Here is a 17,048-nt window from a genome sequence, read left to right as displayed (position 1 = left end):
TTTGCGCCCGCCCGGAATGAGGAATAGCCGCCACGCATAAAACTACGTCGACAAGGCGAGAAGTGGTTATCAAGGCTCATTTCAGGGACCACCGGGGATTGAATCAGGAGGGGCGCGCACGACCGCGTGGGGCGAGCAACGACAGGCTTCATGGATGGTTTTCGCTAATGCGCGGGACGCGGCACACAGCAATGAGCGCACCGACATACCGTTTCTCAGCCCGCGACGTCACTGCGCGGGCGTGAGGGGCTCATGCCTCCTTATTCGCCAGGGGACGGCGTTGACAGAGCCATCGTCAAACGCCGAATAACGCTCGCAACCTACGTCCCAAGTCGCCCCGAAGCAAGTAGCACAGAATACCGTTACCCTCTTGGAACTATGGAGGCAATTATTGCGCTTCACGCCACCGGCTAGGCGCGGCCCCCGCCTGCCCGGACACGATCGGGCGCCACGCCGGGGCCGGGCTGCAAGCGGCGTGCAACCCCGCCCCGATTCGGGGCCGGCACCCGGTTGCTCATTCGCCGATGGGGCAGCTCCACTCCCCCTCGGGAGTGCGGTCCAGCCGATCCAGGATGCCGGCATCACGGAAGGCCCGCAGCGTGGCTCCGGGGCCGTCGACGAAGTGCTCCCAGCCGGTCTGGTGGGCGACGACGACGTGCGGCGCCCCCAGCACCTGCGCTGCCGCGCTGGCCCGCTCGGCGGACAGGCTCAGCGGTCGCCCCGCGAACTTGGCGGGCACGGTCGCCCGACCGGCGTTCAGCACCGCATGGCCGATGCTCCCGAAGCGGGCCTTGACCTGTGCGATCAGCTCCAGGGAGGCGTTGTCCCCGGTCAGGTAGATGGTGGTGCCGGGCGTCTGGATGACGAAGCCGGTGACCTCGCAGTTGACGTGCCCGGCGGTGTCAACCTCCCCGTCCGCGGGTCCGTGCTGGGCGGGCACGGCGGTGACGGTGACGCCGTCCCCCACCACCACGGACTGCCACGGGACCAGCCCCTCGGCGCCCGCCCCGAGCTGTCGGGCCGAGCCGGGATTGGTCAGCAGGCGCGGGGCGGCCAGGGCGAAGACACGCCCGGAGACGTCGAGGTTGTCGGCGTGATCGGCATGACTGACCAGCACGACGTCGACGTCCGCGAGCGCCTCGGCCGCCACGGCCGGTCCACGGGTCTTGCGCAGGGCGCCGTAGTCGGTGGGCGGGTCGAAGGTGGGGTCGACGACGAGGCGCAGGCCGGCTACGTCGATGGCGACGGTGGGCCCGCCAACCACGAGGAAGGCGAGGTTGTGACGTGGAAACGGCGAGCGCATTGGGGGTCCTTTCCGCGAGCGCGGTTGGGGTGGCTGAGATGACGCCGCTGCCGACAGGGGCTCGGCCTCCTGTCGGCAGCGGCGCGGGATGGTACTCCCCCGGGGCGGTCCTCAGGCCCGCGCCACGGTGGCGCTGGGGGTGTCCACGTCGGCGGTGATCACTTGCAGGTCCACACAACTGACCTCGCGCTTGATCAGGTCCAGGTGGGCGCCGGTCCAGGCGTTCTTGTCCGCCGGGATCGTCAAGGTGGCGCGCGCCGGCTCGCCGACGTTCAGGCCGGTGGCCTTGCGCTCATCCATCAGCAGCCGCACCAGGTCGCGGGCCCAGCCCTCGGCCTCCAGGTCGTCGTCGAGCGCCGTGTCCAGCACCACGAAGGCGCCCGAGGGCAGCACGGTGGCGGACAGGGCGTCGTCGTGCACCTCGATGCGTGTGGACAGGGTGAAGGCGGAGTCCTCCGCCTCCAGCACCACCGGGGAGCCGTCGAGCAGAACCGTGTCGAAGCGAACGTCGCCGTCCTCAGTGACCTCCCACTCCCCCGCCTTGACGGCGGTGAACAGCTTCGAGGTCAACTTGCGCACCTGCGGGGCGAAGGCGCGCGGGTTGAGGGTCAGCTCCTCGGTCAGCTCGTAGCCGGCGTCGGCGGCGTCCAGCACCCGCACCTGCTTGACGTTGACCTCGTCGGCGATCAGGGCCGTGAACGGCGCCAGGCCCGCCGGGTCGGAGGTGGCGATGGTCAGGGTCCGCAGCGGCTGGCGTACGCGCAGCTTGTCGGCCTTGCGCAGGCTCAGCGCGGCGGACACCGCGTCGCGCGCCTGATCCATGGCGTCCACCAGGGCGCCGTCGGCCACATGCTCGGGCAGGACCGGCCAGTCGGTCAGGTGCACGGAGCGCTCCCCGGTCAGGCCGCGGTAAATCTCCTCCGCCGTCAGCGGGGCCAGGGGCGCCATCACCTGCGTCAAGACGCGCAGCACGGTGGCGAGCGTGTCGAAGGCGGGGCGCGCGACTTCGGCGCCGCCGTCCACGAACCGCGACCGGGAGGTGCGCAGGTACCAGTTGGTAAGCACGTCGATGAACTCGCGCACCGTGTGGGTGGCGCCGGTGACGTCGTAGGCGTCCAGCTGCGCGGCCACGGTGTCGGTCAGGTCCTTGGTGCGGGCCAGGATGTAGCGGTCCATCACGTCGAGGGAGCCCTTGCGGCCGAACAACGAGGCGTCGGCCAGGTCCACGCCGTCGGTGAGGTAGCAGCTCCCCGCGTCCCCCGCCTGGGCGGCGTACAGGGCGAAGAAGTACCAGGTGTTCCACAGCGGCAGCATCACCTGGCGCACCGTGTCGCGGATGGCCTTGTTGGTGACGGCCAGGTTTCCGCCGCGCACCACCGGGGAGGACAGCAGGAACCAACGCATGGCGTCGGCGCCGTCGCGGTCGAAGACCTGCTGGACGTCGGGGTAGTTGCGCAGGGACTTGCTCATCTTCGCCCCGTCGTTGCCCAACAGAATGCCGTGGGAGACGCAGGTGGTGAAGGCGGGCCGGTCGAACAGGGCGGTGGCCAGCACGTGCAGCGTGTAGAACCAGCCGCGGGTCTGGCCGACGTACTCCACGATGAAGTCGCCCGGGTTGTGCGACTCGAACCAGTCCACGTTCTCGAACGGGTAGTGCACCTGGGCGAAGGGCATGGAGCCGGACTCGAACCAGCAGTCCAGCACGTCGGGGATGCGGCGCATCATGGACTTGCCGGTCGGGTCGTCCGGGTTGGGGCGCACCAGCGTGTCGATGAAGGGCCGGTGCAGATCCTTGACCTCCACGCCGAAATCGCGCTCCAGCTCCGCGAAGGACCCGTACACGTCGGTGCGCGGGTAGGCCGGGTCGTCGCTCACCCACACGGGGATGGGGGAGCCCCAGAAGCGGTTGCGGGAGATGGACCAGTCGCGGGCGCCGGCCAGCCAGTTGCCGAAGATGCCGTCCTTGACATGCCCGGGCACCCAGGTGATCTCCTGGTTGAGTTCGACCATGCGGTCGCGGATGGCGGTGACCTTCACGAACCAGCTCGAGACGGCCTTGTACATCAGCGGCTTGCGGCAGCGCCAGCAGTGCGGGTAGGAGTGCACGTAGGACTGCTGGCGCACCAGTACGGCGCGCACGGCCGCCTCGCGGCGGGCCAGCGGGCCGGTGCCGTCGCGCAGGTCGGTGATGACCGGCTTGTTGGCGTCGAAGATGTGCATGCCGGCGTAGTCGGGGACTTCGCTGGTGAACACGCCGCCGTCGTCGACGGGGATGACCGTGCCGATGCCGTAGGGCTGGCAGGAGTACATGTCGTCCTCACCGAAGGCGGGCGCCAGGTGCACCAGGCCGGTGCCCTCGGTGGTGGTGACGTAGTCGGCGGTGATGATCTGCCAGGCCGCCGGCCCGGGGGCGGCGCCCTCCGCGCGGTGGGCGGCGTCGTCGTAGTAGTCGTAGATGGGCACGTAGCGCACGCCGACCAGGTCGGTCCCCTTGTAGGTGGCCAGCACCTGCGGGTCCTCGCCCAACTCGCGGGCGTAGGCGCCCAGCAGGTCGCGGGCGAGCAGCACATCCTGCCCGGCGACCGGGGAGTCGAGGTCGGCGTCCACCCGGACGGTCACGTAGTCGACGTCGGGGCCGACGGCGACGGCGGAGTTGGACGGCAGGGTCCACGGGGTGGTGGTCCAGATCAGCGCCAGCTCCGGGGCGGCGTCGGGGTGGGTGTCATCCAGGCGCCGTTCCAGGCGCAGGCCCACCGTGACGGTGTTGTCCTGACGGTCCTGGTAGACGTCGTCATCCATCTTGAGCTCGTGGTTGCTCAGCGGCGTGCGGTCGTGCCAGCAGTAGGGCAGCACCCGGTAGCCCTGGTAGGCCAGGCCCTTGTCGTACAGGGTCTTGAAGGCCCACATGACCGACTCCATGTAGGTGGGGTCGAGGGTCTTGTAGTCGTTCTCGAAGTCCACCCAGCGGGCCTGGCGGGTGACGTAGTCCTCCCACTCCTTGGTGTAGCGCAGCACGGAGGTGCGGCAGGCCTCATTGAACTTCTCGATGCCCAGCCCGCCGGGGCGGGTGATCTCGGTGACGTCGTCGATGCCGAGCTCGCGCTGCGCCTCCAGTTCGGCGGGCAGGCCGTGCGTGTCCCAGCCGAAGCGGCGCTCGACGCGGCGGCCCCGCTGGGTCTGATAGCGGCCGACCGCGTCCTTGACGTAGCCGGTCAGCAGGTGCCCGTAGTGGGGCAGGCCGTTGGCGAAGGGCGGACCGTCGTAGAAGACGAACTCGTTGGAGTGGCCGTTGTCGTCCAGCGCGGGGCGGGCGTCGATGGAGGCCTGGAAGGTGCCGTCCTGCTTCCAGTACGCCAGGACGTCCTCCTCGATCGCCGGGAAGGAGGGGGACGGCTCGACCTTCTGGCCGGGGCGGTGCAGGGGGTAGAAGGCGGCGCCCGCGTGCTGGGTGCCGGTGGGCTCTTCGGCCATTTGTCTTGCCTCGCGTCTCACTCGTAGTCGTTTGCGCCCGTTGGGGCGCGGGATCCACGAGGACGACGCCGCTCCGACCGCCGATGACCCGGCGGCGGTGCCGCACCGCGGTACCACCTCGCTTGCCCCTCCGGCAGTGCCGGGGTGGGCCGCTCGATTCGCAGCTGTGACGGGCTGTCCCGTCCGGTTCTACTGGGGGCCGCGCGCCAAATGTGAACGCGGCCCGGTTCTTCCGGAGGCTCGCCGGTGATGGCCGGGTCGGCGCCTGTGGCGGTGAGTGTAACCGCGCACCGCGCCCCCGGCCATCCCCGGGCGGCTCCAGACGGCGTCATCCTCGCCACATCCCGGGATCGCGGGGGCCCCTGTGTGGTTTGTCAAGCGGCGGTGGGCGAGTGCGAGGAGGGCTTGGCCGAAGGCGCTTGCCCTGGGCGCGTTTGCGGTCGTAGTAGGCGCGGGATGTGGGGTCGGAGCGCAGTGAGGCGAAGGCTGACAGGAACATGGCTGGCTTGAGGCGCTTGTTGCCCGCGTGGGAGACGCACCTCACCCCGGATGGAGGAGCCCGACCGCCGAGTGACTGGTGTCAGGCCGGCGTATGAGGCCAGCTGGGCGCCGGTGGGGAAGGTTCTGCCCGCGGTTTCGGCCAGGAACACAGCAGCGGCCGGGACCCCCACCCCGGGGCACGGGTGATCAGGGGCCGGGCAGAAGAAGGATGGGCCACCCGCCAGGGCCACTATCTCGGGCGGCGACATCGTCGCGTTGGGCGCGGGTGGGCGATGAGCTGGCGGGCCAGCTCCAGGTCGAAACCGGTCAACATCGACAAGGATGCGGCGTCCTCATCCGAAGTGCTGATGGACCTGAGCGTGTGGGGCGTGGTGCGGGCAGCATCCGCGATCACCGCCGCATCGCGGGCCTCGGCATGCTCGACCTTGCCCACGCCCGAAACCGACGAAGACCTCGATATCGTCAATCTGTATGACAGGCTCCCTTACTTGGCGTCTACGTGGCCAGCCCTCGGACGATTGATCCCGCACCCACGCCTGCGAAAGGACTCCAAGGCAAAACCCCTCGGTCCGTTCCCCTAATCAGCGCCTCCCCATCCGCCCACCACCGGTGACACCCCCGGATCATTCGGTAAGACGGGAGCAAGACACCCGCGCCGGCCGCCGCTGACCCAACCGCGAGGCGGTTCCCCACGACTACCAACTAAGTTCCGGGCGGGGCTCGCAGTAGGGTGGCAATTCCCGTAGGGATCCCTTAAGCGGCGGGACGACGCTTGGTACCCTGACCCGACGGTTCGTACTTTCCGGTGGACGCTTCGTACCCTCCGGTGACGGTTCGGCACTCCAGGGTACGAACCGTCACCGGAGGGTACGAAGCGCTGATGCCAAGTGCCGAAGCGTCGTTGGAAGTGCCGAAGCGTCGGCGGCCGACCGTGCTTCGGTAGCCGACGTCAACCGCCGACAGCCGTAATCCCAATACCTGACAAGACGTCGTCTCACTATCCGACCGCATGGTTGTCTTTCCCGCCGCCGCGTCCCTAATGTGCGCCGCATGACCCAAGCGCATCCCCTACTCGCCGCCGCGGAGTCCCGCGGGGCGTGGTTGCGCTCCACCCGAGTCATGTGCTGTCAGGCCTGTTAAGCGCCTGACCATTGCGGCTAAGCCGTACACGGAATCCGGCGCACTGAGGCGTCCGGAGCCGCACGGCACCAAGTGGATCACTCCCGGCCAGCAGCCGGCGGTCACTTGATAGCACCGATCCGGAGCGAGTCCCCGAAACGATGACTCCGGACGCTCATGCACCACCAGCCTGGAGGAGACATGAGCCCGATCAAGAACCCGTCCACAAGCGACGCCGGCGCCGGCCGCGCCATCCGCCCGCCGCGCGCCGGCCGCGCCAACGGCCAGTGGCGCATCGACGGCCGCAAGCCCCTGAACCCCAACGAGGTCGTCAAGCAGGACGGCGATCCGCTCGGCGCGCACGACCGCATCCTGTCCACCTACGCCGCCGCCGGCTTCGACGCGATCCCGGACGACGACCTCCACACGCGCTTTCGCTGGTGGGGCCTGTACACCCAGCGCAAGCAGGGCATTGACGGGGGCCGCACCGCCCAGCTCAGCCCCGCCGAGCTGTCCGACCGGTACTTCATGCAGCGGGTGCGCATGGACGGCCAGTCCCTATCCGTAAAGCAGATGCGCGTCCTCGGCCGGGCGTCGAACGAGTTCGCCCGCGGCACCCTGGACGTCACCGATCGACAGAACCTCCAGATGCACTGGATCCAGATCGAGTCCGTGCCGGAGCTGTGGCGCCGACTGGAGGAGGCCGGCCTGATCACCATCGAGGCCTGCGGCGACACCCCGCGCGGGATCCTCGTCTCCCCCGTGGCCGGAATCGACCCCGATGAGATCATCGACCCCTCTGCCGCCGCGGCCCAGATCCGCGACACGTTTCTCGGCAACCCCGAGATCTCGAACCTGCCCCGCAAATTCAAAACGGCCTTCACCGGCTCCCCCACGCTGGACATCCTCCACGAGATCAACGACATCGCCTACGTGGGCGTCAACCATCCCGAGTACGGTCCCGGCTACGACCTGTGGATCGCCGGCGCCCTGTCGACCGCGCCATTTCTCGGGCAGCGCCTGGGCGCATTCGTACGGCCCGACCAGGTCAGCGACGTGTGGTGGGCCGCCATCCGGCTCTTCCGCGACTACGGCTACCGCCGCCTGCGCAACAAGGCCCGCCTGAAGTTCCTCATGGCCGAGTGGGGCCCGGAGAAGTTCCGCCGCGTCCTACAGGAGGAGTACCTGGGCTACGAGCTGGCCGACGGCCCCGCCCCCGCGCCACCCGCGGGCGAGGCCGACCACATCGGCGTCCACCGGCAGAAGGACGGACACTACTGGATCGGCGGCAAACCGCCGGTCGGCCGCCTGTCCGGCGACACCATGCTGGGGCTGGCGGACCTGGCGGAGACGGTCGGCTCGGACCGAGTGCGCACAACCCCGCTGCAGAACATCCTGCTGCTGGACGTGCCGGCCGAGCGCGTGGACGAGGCCGTGGCCGGCCTGCGGGAGCTCGGCATCGACCCGGATCCGGGGCCGTTCACGCGCTCGCTGCTGGCCTGCACCGGCCTGGAGTTCTGCAAGTTCGCGATCGTGGAGACCAAGTCCCTGGCCGCGCGGGTCGGCGCCGAGCTCGACGCCCGCCTGGCGGACCTCAACCTGGAGCGGCGGATCTCCATCAGCGTCAACGGCTGCCCCAACTCCTGCGTCCGCATCCAGATCGCCGACATCGGTCTCAAGGGGCAGATCATCACCGTCGACGGCCAGCAGGTACCGGGCTTCCAGGTGCATCTGGGAGGCGGCCTGGCGTCGGCCGGCCACGAGGAGGCCGAGCTGGGACGTACCGTGCGCGGCCTGAAGGTGGCCGCCACCGACCTGACCGACTACATCGAACGCGTCGTGCGCCGCTATGCCGCGGGGCGCACCGAGGGAGAGTCCTTCGCCCAGTGGGCGCAGCGGGCAGCGCAGGAGGAGCTGGTATGAGTACCGAAGGTATCGCGCCCCTGGCCGGGCTGCGCGCGGCCACCATTCCCGCCCTGACGGCCGACACCGCCCCGGCGACCGCCCCCGCGGCATCCCCTGCGGGTGTCAACCCCTACGGCCGGCTCGTCGCGCGTGGCGCCAACCGTCCTCGCTCCGCGCAGGCCCCCCGCCGCAGCGAGGCCGAACTGCGGCGCATCGCCGCCGACGGCGCCGCACGGTTGGGCTCGAACGCCTCGGCCGAGGCGGTGGTCACCTGGGCGGCCGAGACCTTTCCCGGCTCCCTGGCCGTCGCCTGCTCCATGGCGGATGCCGTCCTGCCGCACGTCGTGGCCTCCCGCATTCCCGGCGTCGACACGCTGTTCCTGGAGACCGGCTTCCACTTCCTCCAGACCGAGCAGACCCGTGACGCCGTCGCCCGCACCATGGACGTCACCGTCATAGACGTCCTGCCCGAGCTCACCATCGCCCAGCAGGACGCCGAGTACGGGCCGCGCCTCTATGAGCGCGACCCCACCAGGTGCTGCTACCTGCGCAAGGTGGCGCCACTGGCACGCGCCCTGTCCGGCTACGAGGCCTGGGCCACGGGCCTGCGCCGCGAGGACTCCCCCACCCGCGCCGACGCGCCCCTGGTCGCCTTCGACGAGACCCACCGGATCGTCAAGCTCAACCCGTTGGCGGCCTGGAGCTTCGACGACCTGCTGGAGTACGCGACCGCGCACGACGTCGTCGTCAACCCGCTGCTGGCGGACGGCTACCCGTCGATCGGCTGCGAGACCTGCACCCGGCGCGTCGCCCCGGGTGAGGATCCCCGCTCCGGACGCTGGGCCGGATTCGCCAAGACCGAGTGCGGCATCCACCTGTGATCGCTGCCCCGCACGCCCCGAACACGAAACCGCGGAACCGATTGGAGAGCCCCATGACCACAGCCACAGACAGCGTTACCGGCGTTACCGGCGTTACCAGCGCCCCTGCGGATCACCTCGACGCCCTCGAGTCCGAGGCGATCGGCATCATCCGTGAAGTGATCGCCGAATGCCGGCGCCCGGTGCTGCTGTTCTCGGGCGGCAAGGACTCCGTGGTCATCCTGCACCTGGCACGCAAGGCCTTCTGGCCGGCGCCGCTGCCCTTCCCCCTGCTGCACGTGGACACCGGCCACAACTTCCCCGAGGTGCTCGCCTACCGTGACGCGACGGTCGCCGCCGCTGGAGCGCGCCTGCTCGTCGCCCGGGTGCAGGACTACCTCGACGACGGCCGCCTGCGCGAACGCCCGGACGGCACCCGCAACCCGCTGCAGACCCGCCCGCTGCTGGACACCATCCGCGCCGAGGGCTTCGACGGCGTCATCGGCGGCGCCCGCCGCGACGAGGAGCGGTCGCGCGCCAAGGAGCGCATCGTCTCCCTGCGGGACGAGTTCGGGCAGTGGGATCCCCGCAACCAGCGCCCCGAGTTGTGGCGGTTGCTCAACCTGCGTCACTCCCCCGGCGAGCACCTGCGCGTCTTCCCCCTGTCCGACTGGACCGAACTGGACGTGTGGCGCTACATCGAGCGCGAGGACATCGTCCTGCCGAGCCTGTACTACGCGCACCGGCGGGAGGTCTTCTCGCGCGACGGCATGTGGCTCGCCGTCACCCCGGTGACCCAGCCGCAGGAGGGCGAGACCATCACCACCCGCACCGTGCGCTACCGCACCGTGGGCGACATGTCCTGCACCGGCGCCGTGGACTCGACGGCGGCCAACAACCACGAGATCGCCGTCGAGGTGGCCGCCTCCACACTCACCGAGCGTGGTGCCACCCGGGCCGACGACCGCCTGTCGGAGTCCGCCATGGAGGACCGCAAGCGCGAAGGCTACTTCTGATTCCCATCCCACCCTGCGAACCCACCAGACACGCACCCTGGAGAAACCTATGACCATCACCCCCTCCGAGTCCGCCCGCGCCGCAGCGGACCAACCCACCCTGCAACCGTCTCCGACCGCCGGTCTGCTGCGCCTGGCCACCGCCGGCAGCGTCGACGACGGAAAGTCGACCCTCGTCGGCAGGCTCCTAGTGGATTCCAAATCCGTGCTGCGCGACCAACTCGCCGCCGTGGAGCGAGTGAGCCTGGACCGCGGCCTGACCCACGCCGACCTGGCCCTACTCACCGACGGCCTGCGCGCGGAGCGGGAGCAGGGCATCACCATCGACGTCGCCTACCGCTACTTCGCCACTCCCCGCCGCTCCTTCATCCTGGCCGACTGCCCCGGCCACGTGCAGTACACGCGCAACACGGTCACCGGCTCATCCACCGCCGACGTGGTGGTACTGCTGGTCGACGCCCGCCACGGCGTAGTGGAGCAGACCCGCCGACACCTGGCCGTGGCGGCAATCCTGAACGTCCCGCACGTGGTGGTCGCCGTCAACAAGATCGACCTGGTGGACTTCTCCGCCGACGTCTACGACGCGATCGTCGCCGAACTGGCCGCCGCCGGCGCCGAGCTGGGGGTCAAGGACCTGCAGGCGCTGCCGACCTGCGCCCTCGAGGGGGACAACGTGGTACGTCGCTCGTCGCGGACCCCCTTCTACAGCGGTCCCGCCCTCCTGGAGCTGTTGGAGACTATTCCGGCCGACTCCACGTCGGCGGACGGCGCCTTCCGGCTGCCCGTGCAGCTGGTCATTCGGCCGCAGGGGGCCGCACCGGAGGGGTTGTCCGACTACCGCGGTTACGCCGGGCGGGTCGCCGCGGGATCGGTCCGTGTGGGCCAGGAGGTCGTGGTTCTCCCCTCACGGCGCCGCAGCCGGGTCACCGCCATCGACCTCGCGGACACCGCCCTGCCGGAGGCGCACGCCGGCCAGTCGGTGACCCTGCGGCTAGCCGATGACATCGACATCACGCGCGGTGATCTGCTCGCCGCCGCCACCGACCCGCCGCAACTGCTCCGGGATGTCACCGCCCGCGTAGCCTGGCTGTCCGAGCACCCCGCCAAGCCGGGAGACCGGGTCCTCGTCAAACACGGAACGCGTACCGTCCAGGCGATCGTCACCGCGATCGAGGCCGTCCTCGGCCTCGACGACCTCACCGCCGAGCCCGCACAGACCCTGGTCCTCAACGACATCGGCACCATCCGCCTGCGCCTGTCCGAGCCGCTCCCCGTGGCCGACTACGCCCGCTCCCGCAGCGACGGCGCCTTCCTACTCGTAGACCCCTTCGACGGCTGGACACTCGCCGCGGGCATGGTGCACCTCGAGGGCGAGCGCGCGTCCGCACCACTGGCGGCATGAGCCGGACGAGCACGGCCCCGGGCATCGAGGGACGGCCCGCGCAGGAGGTCGAAAGCGTCCCGGATACCGACCGTCCCGGCACCGGGTGGGTGGCACTCATCGGAGGCGGGCCGGGGGACCCGGGGCTGGTCACGGTGCGCGGGCTGGACCTGCTGCGGCGGGCCGACGTCGTCGTCGTCGATCGTCTCGCCCCGCGCCAACTGCTGGAGGCCGCCGGTCCCGGCACGGAGGTGATCGACGTGGGCAAGCGTCCGGGGCACCATCTGCTGCCGCAGGAGCAGATCAACGCGGTGCTGGTGGAGCGGGCCCGCGCCGGGCAACGTGTAGCGCGCCTGAAGGGCGGCGACCCGTATGTGCTGGGCCGCGGCGGTGAGGAGGCGGCGGCCTGCCGGGCGGCCGGCGTCATCGTGGAGATCGTCCCCGGGGTCACCTCGGCCATCGCCGTGCCGGCCGCCGCCGGCATCCCGGTGACCCACCGGGGGCTGGCCCGGGGCTTCTCCGTGGTCACCGCGCACGAGGAGCTGGTCTCCACGGTGCCGGCGCGGCGCGACCACACGCTGATCCTCCTGATGGGAGTGGCGCACCTGCGTCGCTCGGCCACGATCCTCCTGCAGGCCGGGGCCGAGCCCGACACCCCGGCCGCCATCGTCGAACGCGGCTTCCTACCCGACCAGCGAGTAACCACCACCGTGCTGCGATGTCTGCCCGACGTCGCCACCGAGGTCGGCGTCACCGCTCCGGCGGTCATCGTCATCGGCGACGTCGTCACCGTCAGCCCCGCATGGAACACGCGGGTCGTCCCCGGCTAGTGCATCCGGCTACGACCCCGGCAGCCCTGAAGGATCATCATGCTCGCACTCATCCTCCTCGCCCTGGTCGGCCTGGTCGCGCAACTCGTGGATGGGACCCTGGGCATGGGCTACGGCGTCACCAGCTCCTCGCTGCTGCTCGCCGTCGGCCTGAGCCCGGCACTGGCCAGCGCCAGCGTCCACCTGTCCCAGATCGGGACCACGCTCATGTCCGGTGTCTCCCACCTGCGCCTGGGCAACACCGACCGGGCACTGGTGGCCCGCCTCGCCGTCCCCGGCGCCGTCGGCGCATTCCTGGGCGCCACCGTGCTGTCCCGGCTCGCCACGGCCGCGGCGACCCCCGTGACCGCCACCATCCTGCTGGTGCTGGGCATATATGTGCTGGTGCGCTTCGCCGTGCGGCCGCCGACCGGCGCTACCGCACGCAACAGCCCCCACACCTCCCGGCTGCTGACGCCACTGGGCCTGATCGGCGGTTTCATCGACGCGACCGGCGGCGGAGGCTGGGGGCCGGTGGTCACCACCACCCTGCTGTCGCGCGGCCGCACCGCCCCGCGCACCATCGTCGGCAGTGTGGACACCGCCGAGTTCATAGTCAGTGTGACCGCGTCGTTGGGCTTCCTCCTCGGGCTGGGGACGGCCGGAATCGACTTCGGCGTCGTCGTCGCCCTGCTGGGCGGCGGCATGTTGGCCGCCCCGCTGGCCGCCTGGGCGGTGTCCCGGATGCCGGGCACGATCTTGGGAACCGCCGTCGGCGGCCTGATCGTGGTGACGAATACGGTGACGGTTCTGGAGACACTCGGTCTAAGCACCACGGTCACCGCGTGGACGCTGTCGGCGCTGGTTGCGGCGCTGGCGCCGCTCATCGCCCTCACGGTGCACCGCACCCGCCGCACCAACGTCGTCGCGGAGGTGCAGGCGGCATGAAGACGCGTCCCCTGGTGGTGCTGGCGCATGGCACCCGCGCACCCGGCGCGCTCCCGGTGCTCGAACAGATCAGTGCGCAAGTGGCCGACCTCCTGCCGGGAGTCGTCGTGCGCCACGGCTTCGTGGAGTTCCAAAACCCGACGGCCCGGGAGGCCTTTTCGGGGCTGCACGATCCCGTCGTGGTCCCCTTCTTCCTGGGTGGGGGCTACCACGTCCTGCACGACCTGCCCGGTCTGCTCGCCGAGCACGGGTCCGGCAGCGCCACCCGGCATCTGGGGCCCGAAGCCACGATTATCACGGTGGTGGCCGACCGCCTCCGGCAGGCAGCGGCGGAGGCCGGCACTGCCGTCACCCGCCTCGACGGCGTCGTGCTGGCCGGCTCGGGATCGTTCAGGCGTCGACCCGTGCGGGAGACCGAGCAGGCGGCGGCGCTGCTGGCGCGGGAGCTCGGTGTTCCCGTCCGGCCCGCCTACCTGGCCAAGACCTCGCCCACGGCCCAGGAGGCGGTGGCCTCCTGGCGCCGAGAGGGCGCGCGGACGATTGCGGTGGCCCCGTATCTGCTCGCCGAGGGCAAGTTCTCCCGCGCGTTGCACCGGAGCGAGGCGAGCTTCGTCGCCGCTCCCATCGGCGCTCACCCGGCGGTCGCCCGCGTGGTCGCCCAACGCTACCGGGAGGCCGTCGGCAGCGAAATCGGTATTGAATGCGCCCGCGGGCGCGTCAGCTTAGCCCCCGTGGCCGCGGGCTAAGCTGCAACCGCAGCACCAGTGCGGGAGGGAACGGGACGTGCCTACAACCGATGCGACCGCGGTGAGCACCACACCGGAAGGCGCCGCACCCGCACGACGACGCACCTGGATCCTGATCACCTGCTGCATGAGCCTGTTCATCTCCACCATGAACGCCTCCGTGGTCAACGTCGCCCTGCCCGCGCTGCGCCGCGACCTGGGGGCCTCGACGGCCGCGCTGCAGTGGACTGTGGACGCCTTCACCCTCGTGGTCGCCGCCTTCCTGCTCATGGCGGGCACGACCGCCGACCGGGTGGGGCGGCGGCGCACCTTCGCCCTCGGTCTTTTCACCTTCGCCCTCGGCTCGGCGCTGAGCGCAATGTCACCCAGTGTGGAGCTGCTGATCGCGGCCCGCTGCGTGCAGGCCCTGGGCGCATCCATGCTCAACCCGGTGGCGCTGTCCATCATCACCACCACCTTCACCGAACCGCATGCCCGCGCCCGCGCGATCGGCGCCTGGGGTGCGGTGGTGGGCGTTTCGCTGGGCGTCGGCCCACTGGTCGGTGGTCTACTGGTGGATGCCTTCAGCTGGCACGCCGTGTTCTGGATGAACGTGCCCGTGGCGCTGGCGGTGCTGGCCATGACGGTGGTCTTCGTGCCGGAGTCCCGCAGCGCGGTGCCCCGCCGTTTCGACCTGCCCGGTCAGGTGCTGCTGGTGGTGCTGCTGACCGCGGTGGTGGCCGTCCTGATCGAGGCGCCCGAACGGGGGCCGGGTGCACCGCTGACCGTGGGGCTGGGCGCGGCGGCGGTGGTCGCGGCGGCGCTGTTCGTCGTCGTCGAGCGGCGCGTGAGTCAGCCGGTGCTGAATCCGCGCTTCTTCCACTCCGTGCCGTTCACCTCCTCGGTCATCACCGCCCTGGCCCTGTTCTCCGTCCAAGGTGGGTTCATGTTCATCATGAGCGTCTACCTGCAGGAGACGCGCGGCTTCTCCCCGCTGCAGGCGGGCGCGGCCCTGATTCCGCTGGCCCTGTGCCAGGCGGTGGCCGCGCCCGTATCGGGTCACCTCGTCTCGGCGCGAGGCACCCGGCCGCCGCTCGTGCTCGGAGGCTTGATTCTGGCGGCTGCCGGCTGCGTTCTGGCGGTCATCCCCGACGACGTCGGCATGCCGCCCCTGGCGGGCCTGTTCGCCCTGATCGGTCTGAGCCTGGGGCTGGTGAACCCGCCGATCACGACGACGGCGGTGGCGGGTATGCCGCTGTCCCAAGCGGGGGCGGCGTCCGGGGTGGCGGCATCCAGCCGGCAGGTCGGCATCGCGCTGGGGGTGGCCCTGGCCGGGCTGGTCTCCGGCAACGGCGGCCTGACTCTGGTCTCGGCCCGCCCCATCTGGGTGGCGATGGCGCTGGCGGGCGCGCTAATCACTGCCCTCGGCCTGCTCGCGGCCACCCCCTGGGCGCGCCGCACCGTCGACGATCTGGGCCCTCTGTTCGAGCCCGGGCACTGACGCCGGTCAGGCCGAGGTGTTCTCGTTCTGCAGCACGCCGGCGCTGTTGCCGTCCTCGGAGGTGGCGCCGCCGTCGGAGCCGCCGGTGGCGTCGTCGTTGGGCGTGGTGCGTCCGGCACCGCCACCCTGCTCCCCCCGGCCGCCAGGCATCTGGCCGCCGCCCGGCATCTGACCATCACCCGGCCCGCCCTGCCGCGGGTCGAAGCCGCTGCGCTCGCTGCCGGCCGGGGCCTGGTCGGGCGAGAGCAGCTCGTTCGTGCCCCAGCCGGCGCCGAAGGCGGCCGCAGCGAGAGCGACCACGGCGACGACGGCGACCCAGGCGCGCCGGTACCAGGGACGCTGCCGCTTGGTCCGTGCGGGAGCGGCGTCGTTTGTCAAGCCCGCGTCGGCTCCATCGGCCGACGTCGGGTGCTGTGTGGAGGCGTCGGGGGTGGGGATGCGGGCGGTGACGTCGAAGTCGTCGGGCCTGGGCTCGGTCATCTGAGTCCTTTCGGTACGCGGTGGGCCTCGCAGTGTCGAGGCGAGGCCGAAGCTAGGCACCGCGGCTGAATCGCCCACGTACCGGCGCTGTGGCGCAGCTGTGTATTGGGCGCGCCGCCTCAGTCGCGGGCCACCACCGTGTTGGAGGCCTGCGCCCGGGGGCGCACGATGAGTGAGTCGATGTTGACGTGTGCGGGCCGCTCCAGCGCCCACACGATGCACTCGGCAATGTCCTCGGCCACCAGTGGCTCGGCGACGCCCGCGTAGACGGCGGCCGCGCGCTCCCTGTCGCCGTGGTAGCGGTTCAGGGAGAACTCGGGAGTCGCCACCATTCCCGGGGCGATCTCGATGACGCGCACGGGCTCGCCGACCAGTTCCAGACGCAGAGTGTTGGCGATGATCCGTTCGGCGTGCTTGGCGGCCACGTAACCCCCGCCCCCGGGGTAGGTGTCGTGCGCGGCGGTGGAGGTGAGGAACACCAGGTCGCCGCCCCGCTCACGCATCTCCGGCAGGAACGCCTGGGTGACCCGCAGCGCCGCCAGGACGTTGCGCTCGTACATGGTGGCCCATTCCTCGACGCTGCCCGCGGCCACCGGATCCGCGCCCAGAGCACCGCCGGCATTGTTGATGACGGCGTCGACCGGGCCGCCGGCCTGCACCTGCTCGACCAGGCGCGCGACGTCGGCGGGCTGCTGCAGGTCGGCAGCCACCCAGGTGCAGCCGGTCTCCTCACTCAGGGCGGCCAGGCGCTCGCTACGTCGGGCGGTGGCGACCACCTCCCAACCGTGGGCGCGCAGCAGGCGGACGGTGGCTGCGCCGATGCCGGTGGAGGCCCCGGTGACCAGGGCGCGACGCGAAGTAGGGAACGAAACTGGGGCGGAAGTGGCTTGGCTCATGCCGCCATTGTCCTCTTTCACCGGGCCTTAGGTCGTGTTGTGTAAGTCGTTTGTGGTGGTGGGTCGGTGCTGGCGATGTGGATGGTGGTCTGATAGCGGATGGCGAGTTCGTCGTACCTGGTGGCTACGGCGC

12 protein-coding genes and 1 pseudogene are annotated in these 17,048 nt (G+C 70.7%); 8 read left to right on the top strand and 5 right to left on the bottom strand.

Features of this window, described 5'->3' with window-relative positions; translation table 11 throughout:
* Positions 1–514: 514 nt before the first annotated feature.
* From DRB06_RS08740 to DRB06_RS08730, 3 genes and pseudogenes are all read right to left on the bottom strand, one after another.
* The gene (locus DRB06_RS08740) at positions 515–1,303 is read right to left on the bottom strand and encodes an MBL fold metallo-hydrolase (protein ID WP_111819723.1); all 789 of its coding nucleotides are present in this window, start codon (positions 1,301–1,303) and stop codon (positions 515–517) included.
* A 111-nt stretch (positions 1,304–1,414) separates the two neighbouring features.
* Positions 1,415–4,774, bottom strand: coding sequence for an isoleucine--tRNA ligase (gene ileS, locus DRB06_RS08735; RefSeq protein ID WP_111819722.1), 3,360 nt, complete (start codon positions 4,772–4,774; stop codon positions 1,415–1,417).
* 189 nt (positions 4,775–4,963) lie between these two features.
* Positions 4,964–5,678 (bottom strand): annotated as a pseudogene (locus tag DRB06_RS08730) (transposase); the annotation flags it as partial.
* A gap of 917 nt (positions 5,679–6,595) precedes the next feature.
* On the opposite strand from DRB06_RS08730, the gene DRB06_RS08725 reads away from it, so the two are divergent.
* The 8 genes from DRB06_RS08725 to DRB06_RS08690 are packed head-to-tail and all read left to right on the top strand — an operon-like array spanning position 6,596 to position 15,539.
* Complete coding sequence (locus DRB06_RS08725; protein ID WP_181575235.1) at positions 6,596–8,317, top strand: nitrite/sulfite reductase; 1,722 nt, start codon at positions 6,596–6,598, stop codon at positions 8,315–8,317.
* Positions 8,314–9,180, top strand: coding sequence for a phosphoadenylyl-sulfate reductase (locus tag DRB06_RS08720; RefSeq protein ID WP_111819720.1), 867 nt, complete (start codon positions 8,314–8,316; stop codon positions 9,178–9,180). Before DRB06_RS08725 ends, DRB06_RS08720 begins: the two co-directional genes overlap by 4 nt.
* Positions 9,181–9,233: 53 nt before the next feature.
* On the top strand, positions 9,234–10,175 hold the full coding sequence (gene cysD / locus DRB06_RS08715) for a sulfate adenylyltransferase subunit CysD (protein WP_111819719.1): 942 nt from the start codon (positions 9,234–9,236) through the stop codon (positions 10,173–10,175).
* A gap of 49 nt (positions 10,176–10,224) precedes the next feature.
* The gene (locus DRB06_RS08710) at positions 10,225–11,577 is read left to right on the top strand and encodes a sulfate adenylyltransferase subunit 1 (protein WP_111819718.1); all 1,353 of its coding nucleotides are present in this window, start codon (positions 10,225–10,227) and stop codon (positions 11,575–11,577) included.
* Positions 11,574–12,386 (top strand): uroporphyrinogen-III C-methyltransferase, encoded by an 813-nt coding sequence (gene cobA, locus DRB06_RS08705; RefSeq protein WP_108967836.1) that lies wholly within the window; start codon positions 11,574–11,576, stop codon positions 12,384–12,386. Before DRB06_RS08710 ends, cobA begins: the two co-directional genes overlap by 4 nt.
* Before the next feature lie 39 nt (positions 12,387–12,425).
* Positions 12,426–13,313, top strand: coding sequence for a sulfite exporter TauE/SafE family protein (locus tag DRB06_RS08700; protein WP_111819717.1), 888 nt, complete (start codon positions 12,426–12,428; stop codon positions 13,311–13,313).
* Positions 13,310–14,059, top strand: coding sequence for a sirohydrochlorin chelatase (locus tag DRB06_RS08695; RefSeq protein WP_111819716.1), 750 nt, complete (start codon positions 13,310–13,312; stop codon positions 14,057–14,059). The genes DRB06_RS08700 and DRB06_RS08695 overlap by 4 nt, the downstream gene beginning before the upstream one ends.
* Positions 14,060–14,096: 37 nt before the next feature.
* On the top strand, positions 14,097–15,539 hold the full coding sequence (locus DRB06_RS08690; RefSeq protein WP_220093008.1) for an MFS transporter: 1,443 nt from the start codon (positions 14,097–14,099) through the stop codon (positions 15,537–15,539).
* A gap of 6 nt (positions 15,540–15,545) precedes the next feature.
* On the opposite strand, the gene DRB06_RS08685 is transcribed toward DRB06_RS08690, so the two are convergent.
* Both DRB06_RS08685 and DRB06_RS08680 read right to left on the bottom strand, forming a co-directional pair.
* Positions 15,546–16,019 (bottom strand): hypothetical protein, encoded by a 474-nt coding sequence (locus tag DRB06_RS08685; protein ID WP_073332812.1) that lies wholly within the window; start codon positions 16,017–16,019, stop codon positions 15,546–15,548.
* 119 nt (positions 16,020–16,138) lie between these two features.
* Positions 16,139–16,915 (bottom strand): SDR family NAD(P)-dependent oxidoreductase, encoded by a 777-nt coding sequence (locus DRB06_RS08680; protein WP_111819715.1) that lies wholly within the window; start codon positions 16,913–16,915, stop codon positions 16,139–16,141.
* Positions 16,916–17,048 lie beyond the last annotated feature (133 nt).

This window comes from Actinomyces sp. Z5 (genome assembly GCF_003287795.1).
Classification (GTDB): domain Bacteria; phylum Actinomycetota; class Actinomycetes; order Actinomycetales; family Actinomycetaceae; genus Actinomyces; species Actinomyces glycerinitolerans.
Note: the sequence above shows the minus strand (reverse complement) of the source record. Positions and strands in the feature narration are given on the sequence as shown.